Raw genomic sequence first — 15,420 nt, forward strand, 5'->3', positions numbered from 1 at the left:
CAAAGCAGGACGAGCAATCCCGGAACCCGCCTCCCGCCAAGCGATTTTCCGCCCAGCAGGCTAACCGGCGCCCACACCTTGGCCGATTGCTGATTGCAGCAGCGACGGGCGAGTTGATAGAGATGGATCTCGCGACGAAGAGGTGACGGCCTCTCTGGAGAAACGTTCCTTCGTCGTGGACGGGGCGGACCGGTACACGGGGGAGGATCACCGATGGGGTCACAAGGTGCACACGAGTGAGCGGAAACGCGCCGGTCGATCCGGCGGAGGTACCGGTCTTCACCGGCGATCTGCCGCTCCTGGACACGAAGATCAAGGCGATCTCCACTGGCGGAACGTCGGCCGCCACCGCCGCAAGCGACGTGCACACCACCTTCGGTGGCCTGCGCGGCTACTACGAGGCCCCGGAAGCGGACCAGTTGTTCGCGACGAAGTCGCTGCCGCTGGGGCGAGGCGGTCGAGGAATCCGTACCGGCATGCAGATCTGAGAACACGCCTGGGACTTCGGCAAGGGCGTCATCATCGACGGGGTCGTGGGCACCCTCATAGGCGTCGACGGCTGGGACGCCGCGGGCCAGGCCTGGACAGGCCTGGCCGAACTCGCCACCGCCACGGCGCTCACCTCCATACCGGGCGGCGTGACGTTGGGTCTTCCTACACGCGCCCCCGTCGCAGGCCCTGAGGAATCAATGGAAGGCTCAAGTCGTGGCCAAGGCAAGCGAACCGGATCTCCAGGAATGGATTGAGGAGGGCCACCAGAACATCGTCGAGGTAGCCGACATGCTCGGAGTGACTCCCGAGATCTACAGCCGTGACCCGATGAGCCTCATTCCGGTTCTCCAAGATTACGTTTCACGTGCCCCGCTGAGTGAATTCGAGCAGTCGGACTGGCTTACGCTGCACAGCGACTTGATGTCCTACGTCGCCGATTACCTGATTCAGAAGCACGGAGCACAGTGGTGTGTCGCGGACGACCCGAATGCGCCCCGAGGGTACCGCTTTGTCATCGAGGCGACGGGGCGGGACGGCCACAGCCGTCGGATCGACCCTGCCGACGTGGTGATGAAGGAATTCTCCAGCCTCCCGATCGAAATTACGCGGATGCTGGCCAGCGCGGAACTCACCCTGCGCTTGGCGGTGCAGGCCGGCGACAGCGAATGACGCACCCCGCCGCCTCCGCGACGCGCCGTGCAGGAGGTCGCGGGGGCCGCACCCTGCCGAAGTCGAACGCCTGCGCTGACCTCCTGGCGCCGTAACGCCACCTGAAGGCCGCCCTCAGGAGACCTCGGCTGGCGGCCCGGCCGTATGAACCTCTGGTTGGAGGGGGGCAAGTGGCTACGTACCTTCGCCGCCATGACTTCCGCACGGACAATGCGGTCGAAGCCATGGCGCCCGTCGTCACGGCTGCCAGGGAAGTGCTCGACGAACTCGAAACATCGGAGTTCGACCGTTTTGACGCGCTGGACTACACGCTGATCGCAGCGAAGTGGCACTGCTTGACGGACCCCACCGCAGCCGAGTTCCCCACATGGGAGGCGTGGGTCACGGCCATGCAGGTCGGTTCCGGCCTGTTCGTCTCGGGCACGGCTGCCGAAGGGCCCGTGCCGTGCCGTGTCGGGAGCACGGGCGGGGTGAAGAACCTGCCCGCGACCGGACCCCGGGAGTACCTTCACGCGGGCGAATGGCTCACATCGTTCTACCTGGCGGCGATCTGTCGGGAGAACGACCGCCTCAACCGGCTGGCCCAAGTGCCGGTCTCGTTCCTCCGCGAGTCGGGTGCGGAGTTCGACGAGTACATCTACGCGTGGGTGGAGACGCTGCAGAACGCGTGGTTCGGGCGGCGGGAAACCTGGGACACCCTGATCACCGCGGTCAACGGCACCGCCCCGGAGACCGCGCAGATCGCCGGCAAAGAGCTGATGCTGAAGATCCTTTACCCACCCCTCGAACTCTTTCACCGCTACCAACGCCAGGATGCGGAGGGCTTCAACGCAGCGTTGATCGATGCGCTGACGTGGCACAAGGAGTACTGGACCGCGAACGAGGCCCGCGCCCTGAGCGGCGAGGGCCTGGTCGCCCTCGGCCCGCTCGCCATCGCCTGCATGGCGTACGACGCCGACCTGCCCATCGAGGTCGAGTCCGAGTACCTGCCGAGAGCTCTGCTCAAGCGCAATCGGGTGGGCGAATTCGACACCTGAGCCGTGCGGATGCAGTCCTGCGGGTGGCGGCGTGCGCGCGTGCACGCCCCGAGCGCGGCACGGCAGCCGCCACCCCGCGACCCGCACTCGTCAAGGCAAGGACCCTTGGCGTCCCCTCGCGACGAATCGCTCTACACAAGGGTGATCAACAGTTGACGAACCGTCAACACCTCGTTAGAGGTACACGTGCGGTTCCCGGGCCGGGGTGTGAATTTCCGACGCGCCGCCCGCTTGCCTGGACGCGCGGTCGATCTCGCACCAGATCTGTTTGCCCCCGCCCTCGCGCTGCCAGCCCCAGCGGTCCGCCAGGCCGTCCACCAGCTCCAGGCCGCGGCCGCCCGTGTCGTCCCCGGCCGCCTGCCGGCGGGCCGGCGCCCGGTCGCTCGCGTCCGCGACCTCGACCCGTACGCCCGGGCCGCCGAAGAGCATCCGCAGCACGGCCGGGCAGCCGGTGTGGACGACCGCGTTGGTGACCAGCTCGGAGATCAGCAGGATCAGCGTCTCGGCGAGCGGCTCGTCATCCCCTATGCCCGACCCCGCGAGCCGCGACCGCGCCCATCGACGGGCCCGGCCGACCTCGGCGGGATCCGGTCCTACCTCCAGCTGAACCTGAAGCACCTGCACCGCTCACACCATCCGAACCGGCGGACACTTCGCCTCGCGACAGGATGGGGTCACCGAGTGTGACCCCCTTGCGGAGCAGCATGGTTGACATACAGTCACCACAACAAGCGCTTCGGGCATATTCCAGCGCGAAGTAGTAGGCGTGGTGCATACTGTGCGGCGCTCGCGCCGCTCAACCGCTCGCATTCGTGGGAGCGTACCGGAGCAGGCCCCCGTCTCAGGGCCGTAAGAGGGCGCGCGAAGGACACAAACCGATATCAACTCTCTGTAATCGGACATGCGTCCCTCGCCGTCCTTCCCGTGCCCCTCCCGTCACAAGGAGCTACCCAGCAGCTCCGCCGCCAACAGCTCCTCCGCCTCCGCCGCAGTGCGCCACTGCTCCGCCCGCGCCCAGGCCCGCTTCAGGTGCAGGTGCACGTCCGCCTCCCACGTGAAGCCCATCCCGCCGTGCACCTGGAGGCAGTCCCGGGCGCCCTGTACGGCGGCCTCGTCCGCCAGCAGCTTCGCGGCCGCCACCTCGCCCGCGTCGGCCGTCACCGCCGCCGCGTAGACCGCCGTGCGGGCCACCTCCGCCCGGACCAGCATCTGCGCGCACAGGTGCTTGACCGCCTGGAACGCCCCGATCGGCTGCCCGAACTGCTCGCGCTGTCCCGCGTACTCCACGGCCAGCTCCACCGTCCGCAGCGCGCTGCCGACCTGGAGGGCCGCCGTCAGCAGCGCCCCCTCCTCCCGGTACGCCGCCACGTCCCACGGCGCCCCCGGCGCCCCCGGCCCGCCCAGCCCCTCCGACACCCGGTGCAGCGGCGTCAGCGGATCCGCCGAGCGCACCGGCCGCCCCGCCGGGACCGCTGCCCCGGCCGGGGCCCCGAGCACCGCGTCGGCCTCCGCCAGGTACGCCACCAGCGGCCCCCCGAGGTCGAAGGCCGTCACCACCGCCGTCCCGGCGGCGGCCCCCGGCACCACCCCGGCGGCCAGGTGCGTGGCCACCAACGGCCCCGGCAGCAGCGCCCGCCCGGCCTCCTCGAAGACCAGGACGGCCTCGGGCAGGCCCAGCCCCACCCCGCCGTCGGCCTCGGGCAGCCGCAGCGCGAAGAACCCGGCCTCGCCGAGCTCCCGCCACAGCTTCCGGTCCACCACACCCGCGCCGCCACCGCCGGCGCCCGCACCGCCGGCGCCCGCACCGCCGTCGCCCGCCCCGTCCACCGCCGCGCGCAGCGCCTCGCGCCCGTACCGCCCGGCCAGCAGGTCCCGTACCCCTGCCCGCAGGTCCCGCTGGTCCTGCGTCGGCTGGAAGTCCATCCCGCTCACCGCCCCTTCGGCAGGCCGAGGATCCGCTCGGCGACGATGTTGCGCTGGATCTGCGAGGTGCCGGCCGCGATGGTGTACGAGAGCGAGGAGAGCCGGTCCAGGGTCCACTCCTCGTCCAGGGAGAGCGACGAGGCCCCCAGGACCTCCGCCGCCGTGTCGTACAGCTCCTGGCGGGCGTGCGAGTAGGCCAGCTTGAACACGGAACCGCCGATTCCGGGCACCCCGCCGCCCGCGCGCTCCGACTCGCTGACGTTCCACTGGGTGAGCCGCCACAGGGCGCCGAACTCCCCGTACAGCCGCCCCAGGCGGCGCCGCAGCACCGGGTCGTCCCAGCGGCCGTTCGCCCTGGCCGTGCGGGCGAGCTCGGCCAGCGTCCGGCGGCAGGCGACGACCTCGCCGACGAAGGCGGTGCCGCGCTCGAAGGACAGCGTGACCATGGTGACCCGCCAGCCGTCGTTCTCGGCGCCGACCCGGTTGGCGACCGGCACCCGTACCTCGTCCAGGAACACCTCCGCGAACTCGGTCGTCCCGGCGAGCGTGCGCAGCGGCCTGATCTCCACCCCCGGCGCGTCCATCGGCATGGCCAGCCAGGAGATCCCGCGGTGTTTCGGGGCCTGCGCGTCCGTCCGCACCAGCAGCTCGCACCAGTCCGCGACCTCCGCGTGCGAGGTCCAGATCTTCGACCCGGTGATCACGTACTCGTCGCCGTCGCGGACGGCCCGCGTCCGCAGCGAGGCCAGGTCGGAGCCCGCGTCCGGCTCGCTGAACCCCTGGCACCACACCTCGTCGCCGCGCAGTACGGGCGGCAGCCAGCGCGCCCGCTGCTCGGCCGTGCCCTCGGCGGCGATGGTGGGCCCGGCGTGCAGCAGCCCGACGAAGTTCGCGCCGACGTACGGGGCTCCCGCGCGCTCGCTCTCCTCCAGGAAGATCAGGTGCTGGGTCGGGGTGGCCCCGCGGCCGCCGGCGTCGACCGGCCAGTGCAGGCCCGCGTACCCGGCGTCGTACAGCCGGCGCTGCCAGCCGAGGTCGTACGCGCGGCGGCTCGGCCAGTCGTCGGGCGAGGGCTTGGCGGGCAGCCTGGGGAGGACCTCGGCGAGCCACTCGCGCAGGCGCGCCCGGAAGTCCTCTTCCTCCTGCGTGTAGGTCAGGTCCACTACTTGACCCGGTCCTTGTCCCGGCCGAAGTCCAGGTCCAGGTCGCGGTCGAGATCGAGGCCGAGCATGCGGATGGCGTTGCCGCGCATCAGCTTGTAGACCGTCTCGTCGTCGAGGCCCTTGACGTGGTCGAGGGCGACCTCCTTGGTGTGCGGGAAGGTCGAGTCCACGTGCGGGTAGTCGGTCTCGAAGGTGGCGTTGTCGCGGCCGACGACGTCGAGCGAGGCGATGCCGTGCTTGTCGCGGAAGAAGCAGCAGAAGATCTGCCGGTAGTAGTAGGTGGACGGCGGCTCGGGGATCAGGTCCTTGACCCCGCCCCAGGCGCGGTGCTCCTGCCACACGTCGTCGGCGCGCTCCAGGGCGTACGGGATCCACCCCATCTGGCCCTCGCTGTACGCCAGTTTGAGCGTCGGGAACTTCACCAGCACGCCGCTGAACAGGAAGTCCATCATCGAGGCCATGGCGTTGTTGAAGCTGAGCGAGGCCTGTACGGCGGGCGGCGCGTCGGGGGAGGCGGCAGGCATCTGGGAGCTGGACCCGATGTGCATGTTGACCACCGTGCCGGTCTCCTGGCAGACGGCGAAGAAGGGGTCCCAGTAGCCGGAGTGGATCGACGGCAGGCCCAGGTGGGTCGGGATCTCGGAAAAGGTCACCGCGCGCACCCCGCGGGCGGCGTTGCGCCGGATCTCGGCGACGGCGAGGTCGATGTCCCAGAGCGGGATGATGCACAGCGGGATCAGCCGGCCGCCGCTGTCGCCGCACCACTCCTCGACCATCCAGTCGTTGTACGCGCGCACGCAGGCGAGCGCGACCTCCTTGTCGTGGGCCTCCGCGAAGGTCTGGCCGCAAAAGCGCGGGAAGGTCGGGAAGCACAGGGACGCCTCGACGTGGTTGAGGTCCATGTCCAGCAGCCGCGCCTTGGGGTCCCAGCAGCCGCGGCGCATCTCCTCGCGGGTGATCCCCTCCAGGGTCATGTCGTCGCGGTCGAAGCCGACGGCGGCGATGTTGCGCTTGTACGGGAACTTCAGGTCCTCGTAGATCCACCAGTCGGTCGGCGGCCCGTCCGGGTCCATGGTGATCACGTACTTGCCGCCGGTGTAGGCGAGTTCGCCGATGCCGGCGGTGAGCGCCTTGGGGCCGCGGTCGCGGTACTTGGCCGGCAGCCAGACGTCGAAGAGGTGCGCGGGCTCGATGACGTGGTCGTCGACGCTGATGATCCGAGGCAGTTCCATGGTGTCCGTGTCCCCTCGCGAATCTGATGGATCGTCAGAAACAAGCTAGACCCGCCACCCCTGGACCGACAAGCGCCGGAGCCCTACGCTCTCCGCTGGATCTGACTATCCGTCAGCTATGGGGAGGTCTGGGATGACGTCTGGGATGACGGACACCGCGAGAGAGCTGAGCCGGTCCGCGACCCTGTGGGGCCTGGTCGTCCGCCGGGCCGCGCTGACCCCGCACGCCACCGTCCTGATCGAGGCCGCCGAAGACCCCGCCGACGACCGCCGGCTGACCTTCGGGGAGCTGCGCGACCGCTCGGAGCGGGTCGCGGCAGGGCTGTACGACATGGGGGTGCGCCCGGGCACGGTCGTCGCCTGGCAACTGCCCACCCGCATCGAGACGGTGCTGCTCTCGGTCGCCCTAGCCCGCATCGGCGCCGTCCAGTCCCCCGTCATCCCCTTCTACCGGGACCGCGAGGTCGGCTTCGCGCTGCGCGAGTCCAAGGCCGAGTTCTTCGCCGTCCCGGGCCTCTGGCGGGGCTTCGACCACCTCGCGATGGCCCGGCGGCTCGGCGCGCGCGGCGTCTTCGAGGCGTACGAGACCCTGCCCGAGGGCGACCCCGCCGCACTCCCGCCGCCCCCCGCCGACGGCACGGACGTACGGTGGATCTACTGGACCTCCGGCACCACCTCCGACCCCAAGGGCGTCCTGCACACCGACCGCTCACTGATCGCCGGCGGCTCCTGCCTGGCGCACGCCCTGCACCTGAGCCCGGCCGACGTCGGCTCGATGGCCTTCCCCTTCGCGCACATCGCCGGGCCCGACTACACGGTGATGCTGCTGCTGTACGGCTTCCCCGCCGTGCTGTTCGAGAAGTTCGCGATGCCCGGCGCGCTGGACGGCTACCGGCGCCACGGGGTGACGGTGGCGGGCGGCTCGACCGCCTTCTACTCCATGTTCCTGGCCGAGCAGCGCAAGGACCCGGCCGCCAAGCTGATCCCGACCCTGCGCCTGCTGGCGGGCGGCGGCGCCCCCAAACCCCCGGAGATCTATTACGCGGTCGTGCGCGAGCTGGGCTGCCAGCTGACCCACGGCTACGGCATGACCGAGGTCCCGATGATCACGATGGGCGCCCCGGACGACACCGCGCAGAACCTCGCCACCACCGAGGGCCGCCCCCCGGCGGGCATGTCCATCCGCATCACGGGCCCGGACGGCGAGGTGCTCCCGGCGGGGACGGACGGGGAGGTGCGGCTGCGCGGCGAGGCCGTCTGCCAGGGGTACTTGAACCGGGACCAGTCGGCGGAGGTCTTCGACCCCGACGGCTACCTGATCACCGGCGACCTGGGCCATCTCACCGAGGACGGCTACCTGGTCCTCACCGGCCGCAGCAAGGACGTCATCATCCGCAAGGGCGAGAACATCTCGGCCAAGGAGATCGAGGACCTGCTCCACCTGCTCCCGGGCATAGCCGACGCGGCGGTCATCGGCCTCCCCGACCAGGACCGCGGCGAGCGCGTCTGCGCCGTGGTCGAACAGCCCCCGGGCGCGGCCCCCCTGACCTTGGCGGAGCTCACCTCGCACCTGCGCGGCCAGGGCCTGGCCACGCACAAGCTCCCCGAACAGCTCGAACTGGTCGAGGCGCTCCCCCGCAACGACGCCCTGCGCAAGGTGCTGAAGTACAAGCTCCGCGAGCGGTACGCGTAGCGGGCGGGGCCGGGGCCCCGCCCGCTAGTGCTGTGGCCGCAAAGGTTGGCCGGGTCGCGGTGTCCGGTGCGGTGCATCGCAAGGCGGAGGACCGCGTCTCGTACCGGACGCACTTGCGCGGTCCGACAACACGGCGAGGTGCCGCACCGGACACCGCGCCCCGGTGAACCTTTCCGGTCACAGCACCAGGGCGTCACGCGTCCGGGGCCTCCACGCCGCAGTAGCCGGCGAAGGCCTTCAGGATCTCGGCCTCCGAGATGCGGCCGTCGCCGTCCGCGTCCAGGGCGGCGGCCAGCGGCTCCGCCAGTTCGGGCGCGGTGCCGAGGACGCGCAGGACGCGGGCCGCCGCGGCCGGGGTCGCGCCGGCGCCCGCGCCGTCCTCGTCGGCCACGGCGATCACGGCCCGCAGGAACGGCCGGGCGATCTCCGCGAAGCGCTCCGGGCTGTCCCGCAGCCGCTTCGCCGCGCCGGTGACGAACTCCTCGCGGGAGACCCGCTGGTCACCGTCCACGTCGGCGATCCCGGCCATGCCCTGCCAGAACGCCTCGGCGCCGGCGAAGACGGCCTGGCCCTTGTCGGAGCGGGCCGTCGTCCCGAATTCGGCCAGCACGTTCTTGGCTGCCGTACTGAAATCCTCACGATCGATATAGCCGGATTTGTCCTGGTCGAAGGTGGCGAATCGGGAGGCGATCTTGCGCTCGTACTCTGCGCTGTCCATATTCGGCGTTCCGCCTTCACATGTGCGTGGGGTTCAGATCAAGACAATGCGGAGCGTACGGCCTCCGTGGCCTGCGCGTTAAGCGAAGAGGTCAACCAGGTGGCCGCATCGAACCAGCGCACGGGGAGCGCGGCGGGGCGCGTACACCTGTGCGTGCCGGTGGGCCCATGTGTCCTACCGCGCCGCACACTTCACCCGTCGCGACGCTCCTATCACGCAGTGCGCTCTTCCGGGGCGAGGTTCTCGCAAAACGGGCGCATCCGGCCGTGTGCCGACTACATTCGATGGGTCGACACACGGCCGCACGCCTGGGGGCACTGATGCCGAAGGACGTACCACCGCGCTGGGACCGCCGCATGCAGCAGCGTCTCGCCCGCGGCGAGGCCGCCGCGCTCGGGGAGTTGTACGACCGCTTCGCCTCGCTCGTGCACAGCCTGGCGCACCGCGTGCTGGGCGACGAGAAGGCCGCGGACCGGATCACCCGCGAGGTGTTCGGCTACATCTGGGAGAACCCGGACGCGTACGACCCCAAGCAGGGCTCCATGCGTTCCTGGGTCGCCCGGATCACCCAGGGCCAGGCCGTCGCCCGGCTGCGCCAGGCCGAACTGGGCCGCGGCTCGCGCGAGGAGCTGGAGCAGAAGGTGCGCAGTGCCAACGCCGCCGCCCGCGCGGACTACATCGTCACCTCCATGCCCGCGCCGTTGCGTGCCGCGCTCGAACTCGCGTACTTCAAGCGCCGGGACTACCGCCAGGCCGCCGCCGATCTGCAGATCAGCGAGGACGAGGCCCGGCGCAGGCTGCGCCTGGGGCTGCAGCTGCTGTCGACCGCCAACGCCCTCCCGCAGGAGGACGCCGCCCAGCCCGGATATGGAAGCCCCCGATGAACGGCCCCGCCGAGTCGCCCGACGACGGATACCAGCGGCCCGGCGGCCCGGCGCGGATACCGGGCCCGCGCGGACCCGCCGACGACCTCGACCCGCGGCACGCGCCGCAGCCCGTGCCGGAGCCCGTGCCGGAGCCCGTGCCGACGCCGACGCCGTCCGTGCCCCCGCCGACGCATGCCGTACTGAAGTCCCTGCTCGGTGCCTGGGCGCTCGCGGCGTGTTCCGCGGAGGAGACGCAGGCCGTCGAGGACCACCTCACCGAGTGCGCGCCGTGCGCCGAGGAGGCGCTGCGGCTGCGCGACGCGGTGGGGCTGCTGCACCCGGAGGAGAGCCTCGACCTCAAGCCGCTGCTGCGCTCGCGCGTGCTGGAGGACTGCCTGGGCAAGCGGCCGGCCCGGATCCCGGTGCCGGCGTGGGCGACCCCGTACGACACCGAGACCGCGCGGCTCGACGCGCTGCTGCGCGACTTCGGGGACTCGGAGTGGCACACCCCGGTGCGGCTGAAGTGGTTCGAGGAGGAGCGGCGGCAGTCGCACCGGACCACGGTCGCGGGGGTGATCGGGCACCTGCTGTCGGTGGACGGCATCGTCGCGACCGCGCTGGGGCTCGACGACCCGCTGGGCCCGCAGGCACCGGTGGGCGGGCCGGGGGTCCGTACGGAGCACTTCTGGAGCTCCTCCCCGTACCCGACCACGCGGAAGGTCCGCGAGCCCTGGCGGGAGCAGGGCCACACCCTGGTGCGTACGGTGTCCTTCGCCGGCCGGGGCGTCGCCGAGCTGGCGGTGGACTACGGCTCGTTCGCGCTGCCGCTCGGGGACGCCTTCCTGGAGCGGGCCTTCGAGTGCTGGGTGCACGCGTGGGACATCGCGGAGGCCGTGGACTACCCGTACGACCCGCCGTCCGGGCCGCACATGCACCGGATGATCGACCTGGCGGCTCGGCTCCTGCCGGCCGCGCTGGCCGTACGCCGGCGAGCGGGGCTCGCCGCCCCGGCGCGCGGCCTGGTCGCGGCGGGCGCCCCCGGGCGGACCCTGCACCTGGAGATCGAGGGCGCGGGCGGGGGCGGCTGGGACATCGCCCTGGACTCCCCCGCGGCCAGGCCGTCGCCGGACCACACGGTGGCGCGGATCGCGCTGGACGGGGCGGAGTTCTGCCAGTTGGCCGCGGGCCACATCTCCCCGGAGGAAGCGGCCGTCGGGCAGCACGGCGACCGCGAGGCCATCCGCGACGTCCTCTTCGCCGCCGCGTCCCTGAGCCGCCTGTAGTCCCGTTTCGGCCTCTGGCCTCCCCTTCAGCCTCGCCGGCGTTGCTGAATGTTGCCCGGGGAGGCTGGATCGAGCCCGGGCGAGCCCCGTGAAACGCCCGGCCAGGGCCTACGCGAAGACGACCGTGCGGGTGCCGTTCAGGAGGACCCGGTGTTCGCTGTGCCACTTCACCGCGCGGGCCAGCGCCTGGCACTCCACGTCGCGGCCGACGGCCACCAGCTGGTCCGGGGTGACCTCGTGGCCGACGCGCTCGACCTCCTGCTCGATGATCGGGCCCTCGTCGAGGTCGGCCGTCACGTAGTGCGCGGTCGCGCCGATCAGCTTCACACCGCGCGCGTGCGCCTGGTGGTACGGCTTGGCGCCCTTGAAGCTCGGCAGGAACGAGTGGTGGATGTTGATGATCCGCCCGCTCAGCTCCTTGCACAGGGTGTCCGACAGCACCTGCATGTACCGGGCCAGGACCACCAGCTCGACGTTCTCCGCACGCACCAGCTCCAGCAGCTGTGCCTCGGCCGCGTCCTTCGTGTCCTTCGTCACCGGGATGTGCACGAAGGGGACGTCGTACGAGCCGACGAGCTCGGCGAAGTCGGTGTGGTTGGACACCACGGCCGCGATCTCGACCGGCAGCGCCCCGATCCGCGAGCGGAACAGCAGGTCGTTGAGGCAGTGCCCGAACTTCGACACCATCAGCACGATCCGCATGCGCTCGTCCGAGCGGTGGATCTGCCAGTCCATGCGGAAACTGTCGCCGATGGCGGCGAAGCTGGCCCGCAGCTTGTCCACCGTCACCGACTCCTCCGCCGAGAAGTGGACCCGCATGAAGAAGAGGCCGGTGTCCCGGTCGCCGAACTGACGGCTGTCCTCGATGTTGCACCCGGTCATGAAGAGGTAGCTGGACACCGCGTGCACGATGCCCTGCTTGTCGGGGCAGGAGAGGGTCAGCACGTACTGCTGGGACTGCTGGGGCTGGGTGTCGTCGCTCATGACGGCACAGCCTTTCACACCGCGCGGGTGAGGATCTTCAGCAGTTCTATAGACCGGGGCCGCGCGTCCGGATCGTCGCCGTCCGCCGTCGCCAGCCGTACGTGCGCCTCGCGAGCGGCCCGTACCGCCTCGGGCCAGGCGTGGTGCTCCAGGTAGCCGGAGACCGGGGCGTCGGGGCCGATCTGGTGCAGGATCCGCAACACCCGCAGCACCGCGAGGTCGACCAGAGCCGCCTCCTGGGAGTCGCGGAAGATCGTGCCGACGTACTTCTCGGCGGACCAGCTGTCGAGCCAGGTGTCCTCGACGAGTCGGTACACGGCGTCGGTGACGTCCCCGTACCCCTCGGCGCCGGCCAGCCAGATCTCTTCCTGGAACGCCGGATCGGAAAGCATGTGCAGCGCCGAGCGCACGTTGCTGCGCCAGCGCCACCACGGCATGTCGTTGAGGGGCATGCCGCCCATGGTGGAGGAGCGGCCGCCACGGCGGGAAGAGTTCTTCGAACCTTGGGCGAATGTCACGCTTGCGATCGTACGTTCATCTCTTGCGCGATCTTGAAGCGCCTGTGCGCGGCCGCCTCCCGCAATTCACCTGCGCGCCACCTCATGTTGTGTACACCTCATACTTGAGTTCCCCGCGGCGCGGAATCGTTTGCGACCATGACCGATCGGCAACGCACGGCAGCCCTGTACCGCACCTTCGTGGCCACCGCGGCGGGTGCGTGTCTCGTCGCCGGATGCGGGGCGCTCCCCGGAGGCCCGGGGGGCTCCGGGGAGTCAGCCATCACCGTCATGACCTTCGCGCCCGAGGGCACCAAAGCGACCAACATGCCCGGGATGCCAGCCATGGCCAAGGCGTACGAACGCTGGGTCAACTCCAAGGGCGGCATCAACGGCCACAAGCTCCGCGTCCTGACCTGCAACGAGCACAACACGCCCGCCGGCGCCGCCGACTGCGCCCGCAAGGCGATCGCCGAGAAGGCCGTCGCCGTCGTCGGCTCGTACAGCCAGCACGGGCGCGCCTTCATGGCCCCGCTGGAGGCCGAGGGCATCCCCTTCATCGGCGGGTACGGGGTCTCCCCCGAGGAGTTCCAGTCCACCCTCTCCTACCCCGTCAACGGCGGCCAACCCGTCCTCCTCGCCGGCGCCGGCCACCAGCTGGGCCGTGCCTGCGGCGAGGTGGCGCTGGTACGCCCCGACACCCTCGCGGGCGACTCGCTGCCGGTGCTGCTCAACGCCGGCCTCAAGACCAACAAGATGGCCGAGGCCGACGACATCCGGGCCGCCGAGGACTCCGCCGACTTCGCCCCGCAGGCCCGCGAGGCGCTCGCCGGCTCCTCCGGCGGCAAGGACAAGGGCTGCGTGGCCGCCGTGCTCGGCGAGCACACCGAGACCTTCTTCGACGCCTTCCGGCGCGCCGACGTCCAGAACAAGAAGCCGCAGATCTCCTCGGTGCTCGGCTCGGTCAGCCAGTCCCTCGTCGACCGCACCGGCGGCAAGGACAGCCCCTTCGAGGGCGCGTACCTCACCAGCTGGTACCCGGTCTCCGCCGATCCGCTCTGGGCCCCGATGCGGCAGGTGATCTCCGACCAGGGCTTCGGCGAGGACAACCTCGACGCCGACGACACGGGGGCGCAGACCACCTGGATCGCGTACACGGTGCTGAGCGAGGTCGTGAAGCGGTTCAAGGACGGCGACGGCATCACCGCGCGCAAGCTCGCCCGCGCCCTGAACCAGTCCGAGGCCGTCAAGACCGGCGGACTCACCCCGGAGCTGAGCTGGCGCTACCAGGACATGCGGGCCGTCGCCGGCTTCCCGCGCATCGTGAACGGCCAGGTCACCTTCCAGATCGTCCAGCAGGGCCGCCTCGTCGCCCAGCCGGGCGAGCAGCCCATGGACATGACCCCGGCCCTGGAGCAGGCCCCGCGCGCGAACTAGACGCGACCGGGGCGCGACGCACGCGCGACCGGGGCGCGGACTAGAGCTGGGACTTGTCGCGCTTGGTCAGGCCGTACTTGGCCGCGATGGCGTTCCACTGGGCCGCCGCGGAGTCCTTGGCCTTGGTGGCCTCGCCGCTCGACTTGTTGGCCTCGGAGGCGTTGTCCGTGGACTTGGCCTTGCCGTCCTTGCACTTGTCCTTGTCGTGGTTCACGTCGTCCGCCCAGTCCGCGTAGCTGTTGTCGGCGTCCGCGGAGGCCTGCCAGGCCTTGGTGAGGGCGGCTGTGAGCTTCGCGTTGTCCGGGAGCTTGTCCACCTTCAGCTCCTGGAGCCGGGTCACCAGCTCCTCGCGCTTGCGGGCCGCGCCCCGCAGGTCGGTGGCCGCCTGGTCGAGGCTGCGGCAGCCCTTGATGTCGTCCACGGCGCGGATCACGCTGGCGCGGCTGTCGTTGCTGTCCGCGAGGAGCTTGTCCAGTTGGACCGCCTGGGGCTGCGCCGGGTCGAGCGGTGCCTCACCGGGGGCCGCGGAGCCCTTGGCGGTGGCGGGCGGGGCGGCCACCGCGCCGGGGTCGTTGTTCTGCGGCTTGCCGCCGCCGTCGCCGAGCAGCGAGCCGACGCCGAGCCCGGCCACCACCAGCCCGATGACCCCGGCGGCGATGATCGCGGGCGAGACCCGGCGGGGGCTGTGGGGCGCGGGCGGCTGGAACTGCTGCTGGGGCGTCGCGTACTGCGGCGGCTGCGGCTGCGGCTGGAACTGTGGCGCCGGCGCCGGGGGCTGCTGGAACTGCGGCGGGTACTGCTGATGCTGCTGCTGGGGCGGTACGGGGCCCTGCCCGCGCGGCGGGTACGGGCGCGGCTGCGGCCGCCGCGCCACCGGCTCCTGGACCGGCGGCAGGTGCTGGGTGTGCCCGTCGGCGCCGGGAGGGTCGTTGCGGAACAGCCCGTCGAAGCCCGCGGCCGGGTCGGGGCCCGGCCCGGCGGGGACGGGCGCGATGTACTGGGTCGCCGCCTCCTCGTGCGCGGGGGCGGCGGGGGCGGCGGGGGCGGCGGGGGCGCTCGGGACCGGCGGGATGTACTGGGTGGCCGCTTCCTCGTGCGGGGCGGCCGGCACGGGCGGTATGTACTGCGTGACCGCCTCGGGCAGCGGCGGGTAGCCGTACCCGTGCGGATCGCCCGGCCCCTCGTAGCCGGGCCCGACGACGTGCCCGGGCTGCTGTCCCGGCGCCTGCTGCTGCGGCTGCGGCACTGCCTGCGGGTACGGGTAGGGCTGCGGGTACCCGTACGCGGGACCGCCCTGCTGCTGCTCCGGGTGGCCCGGCGCCCCGGCCGTCGGGTCCGGCGGGCCCCACGGCGTACCGGCCTGTGGGGTGGGCTGCGGGCCGTTGCCCTGGCCGTTCCCCTGTCCGTTCTCCGTCACCGGGACTCC

The 15,420-nt window shown here is 71.5% G+C and carries 15 protein-coding genes; 7 read left to right on the top strand and 8 right to left on the bottom strand.

What is annotated here, in order from left to right; all coding sequences use genetic code 11:
- Positions 1-236: 236 nt before the first annotated feature.
- From ACFWBF_RS25775 to ACFWBF_RS25785, 3 genes are all read left to right on the top strand, one after another.
- Complete coding sequence (locus ACFWBF_RS25775; protein ID WP_385606027.1) at positions 237-488, top strand: hypothetical protein; 252 nt, start codon at positions 237-239, stop codon at positions 486-488.
- 217 nt (positions 489-705) lie between these two features.
- The gene (locus ACFWBF_RS25780) at positions 706-1,161 is read left to right on the top strand and encodes a hypothetical protein (protein WP_385606029.1); all 456 of its coding nucleotides are present in this window, start codon (positions 706-708) and stop codon (positions 1,159-1,161) included.
- A 170-nt stretch (positions 1,162-1,331) separates the two neighbouring features.
- Positions 1,332-2,198: an immunity 49 family protein gene (locus ACFWBF_RS25785; protein WP_385606031.1), complete on the top strand. Its 867-nt coding sequence runs from the start codon at positions 1,332-1,334 to the stop codon at positions 2,196-2,198.
- A gap of 174 nt (positions 2,199-2,372) precedes the next feature.
- Here ACFWBF_RS25785 and ACFWBF_RS25790 read toward each other — a convergent pair whose 3' ends face one another.
- The 4 genes from ACFWBF_RS25790 to ACFWBF_RS25805 form a co-directional block, all read right to left on the bottom strand.
- Complete coding sequence (locus tag ACFWBF_RS25790; RefSeq protein ID WP_385606033.1) at positions 2,373-2,822, bottom strand: ATP-binding protein; 450 nt, start codon at positions 2,820-2,822, stop codon at positions 2,373-2,375.
- A gap of 312 nt (positions 2,823-3,134) precedes the next feature.
- Positions 3,135-4,121 carry an acyl-CoA dehydrogenase family protein gene (locus ACFWBF_RS25795; RefSeq protein WP_385606035.1) on the bottom strand — a complete coding sequence of 329 codons (987 nt, stop codon included), beginning with the start codon at positions 4,119-4,121 and terminating at the stop codon, positions 3,135-3,137.
- A 5-nt stretch (positions 4,122-4,126) separates the two neighbouring features.
- The gene (locus ACFWBF_RS25800; protein ID WP_385606037.1) at positions 4,127-5,284 is read right to left on the bottom strand and encodes an acyl-CoA dehydrogenase; all 1,158 of its coding nucleotides are present in this window, start codon (positions 5,282-5,284) and stop codon (positions 4,127-4,129) included.
- Entirely contained in the window at positions 5,284-6,516 is a 1,233-nt protein-coding gene (locus ACFWBF_RS25805; protein WP_385606039.1) for an amidohydrolase family protein, read from the bottom strand. Before ACFWBF_RS25805 ends, ACFWBF_RS25800 begins: the two co-directional genes overlap by 1 nt.
- Positions 6,517-6,661: 145 nt before the next feature.
- Between ACFWBF_RS25805 and ACFWBF_RS25810 the strand changes: the two genes are divergently transcribed.
- The gene (locus ACFWBF_RS25810) at positions 6,662-8,209 is read left to right on the top strand and encodes a class I adenylate-forming enzyme family protein (protein ID WP_385606076.1); all 1,548 of its coding nucleotides are present in this window, start codon (positions 6,662-6,664) and stop codon (positions 8,207-8,209) included.
- Positions 8,210-8,402: 193 nt separating this feature from the next.
- Here the strand turns inward: ACFWBF_RS25810 and ACFWBF_RS25815 are convergent, their stop codons facing one another.
- On the bottom strand, positions 8,403-8,927 hold the full coding sequence (locus ACFWBF_RS25815; RefSeq protein WP_385606041.1) for an EF-hand domain-containing protein: 525 nt from the start codon (positions 8,925-8,927) through the stop codon (positions 8,403-8,405).
- 320 nt (positions 8,928-9,247) lie between these two features.
- Between ACFWBF_RS25815 and ACFWBF_RS25820 the strand changes: the two genes are divergently transcribed.
- Positions 9,248-9,811, top strand: a complete 564-nt coding sequence (locus ACFWBF_RS25820; RefSeq protein WP_385225452.1) for a sigma-70 family RNA polymerase sigma factor — start codon at positions 9,248-9,250, stop codon at positions 9,809-9,811.
- On the top strand, positions 9,808-11,076 hold the full coding sequence (locus tag ACFWBF_RS25825) for a maleylpyruvate isomerase N-terminal domain-containing protein (protein WP_385606043.1): 1,269 nt from the start codon (positions 9,808-9,810) through the stop codon (positions 11,074-11,076). The genes ACFWBF_RS25820 and ACFWBF_RS25825 overlap by 4 nt, the downstream gene beginning before the upstream one ends.
- Positions 11,077-11,184: 108 nt before the next feature.
- Here the strand turns inward: ACFWBF_RS25825 and purU are convergent, their stop codons facing one another.
- On the bottom strand, positions 11,185-12,060 hold the full coding sequence (purU, locus tag ACFWBF_RS25830; protein WP_385606045.1) for a formyltetrahydrofolate deformylase: 876 nt from the start codon (positions 12,058-12,060) through the stop codon (positions 11,185-11,187).
- 14 nt (positions 12,061-12,074) lie between these two features.
- Positions 12,075-12,521, bottom strand: coding sequence for a hypothetical protein (locus tag ACFWBF_RS25835; protein WP_385606078.1), 447 nt, complete (start codon positions 12,519-12,521; stop codon positions 12,075-12,077).
- A gap of 195 nt (positions 12,522-12,716) precedes the next feature.
- On the opposite strand from ACFWBF_RS25835, the gene ACFWBF_RS25840 reads away from it, so the two are divergent.
- Positions 12,717-13,994, top strand: a complete 1,278-nt coding sequence (locus ACFWBF_RS25840; protein WP_385606047.1) for an ABC transporter substrate-binding protein — start codon at positions 12,717-12,719, stop codon at positions 13,992-13,994.
- A gap of 40 nt (positions 13,995-14,034) precedes the next feature.
- Here ACFWBF_RS25840 and ACFWBF_RS25845 read toward each other — a convergent pair whose 3' ends face one another.
- A complete protein-coding gene (locus ACFWBF_RS25845; protein WP_385606049.1) occupies positions 14,035-15,411 on the bottom strand; it encodes a hypothetical protein in 1,377 nt (458 codons plus the stop codon).
- Positions 15,412-15,420: the final 9 nt, after the last annotated feature.

The sequence above is a fragment of the Streptomyces sp. NPDC060028 genome (assembly GCF_042736725.1).
In the GTDB taxonomy this organism is placed as follows: Bacteria; Actinomycetota; Actinomycetes; order Streptomycetales; family Streptomycetaceae; genus Streptomyces.

Coding starts and splice junctions, on each gene's coding strand:
- ACFWBF_RS25795 (WP_385606035.1), bottom strand. CDS start 4,121: ATGGACTTCCAGCCGACGCAGGACCAGCGGGACCTGCGGGCAGGGGTA.
- ACFWBF_RS25805 (WP_385606039.1), bottom strand. CDS start 6,516: ATGGAACTGCCTCGGATCATCAGCGTCGACGACCACGTCATCGAGCCC.
- ACFWBF_RS25810 (WP_385606076.1), top strand. CDS start 6,662: ATGACGGACACCGCGAGAGAGCTGAGCCGGTCCGCGACCCTGTGGGGC.
- ACFWBF_RS25815 (WP_385606041.1), bottom strand. CDS start 8,927: ATGGACAGCGCAGAGTACGAGCGCAAGATCGCCTCCCGATTCGCCACC.
- ACFWBF_RS25820 (WP_385225452.1), top strand. CDS start 9,248: ATGCCGAAGGACGTACCACCGCGCTGGGACCGCCGCATGCAGCAGCGT.
- ACFWBF_RS25825 (WP_385606043.1), top strand. CDS start 9,808: ATGAACGGCCCCGCCGAGTCGCCCGACGACGGATACCAGCGGCCCGGC.
- purU (WP_385606045.1), bottom strand. CDS start 12,060: ATGAGCGACGACACCCAGCCCCAGCAGTCCCAGCAGTACGTGCTGACC.
- ACFWBF_RS25835 (WP_385606078.1), bottom strand. CDS start 12,521: ATGGGCGGCATGCCCCTCAACGACATGCCGTGGTGGCGCTGGCGCAGC.
- ACFWBF_RS25840 (WP_385606047.1), top strand. CDS start 12,717: ATGACCGATCGGCAACGCACGGCAGCCCTGTACCGCACCTTCGTGGCC.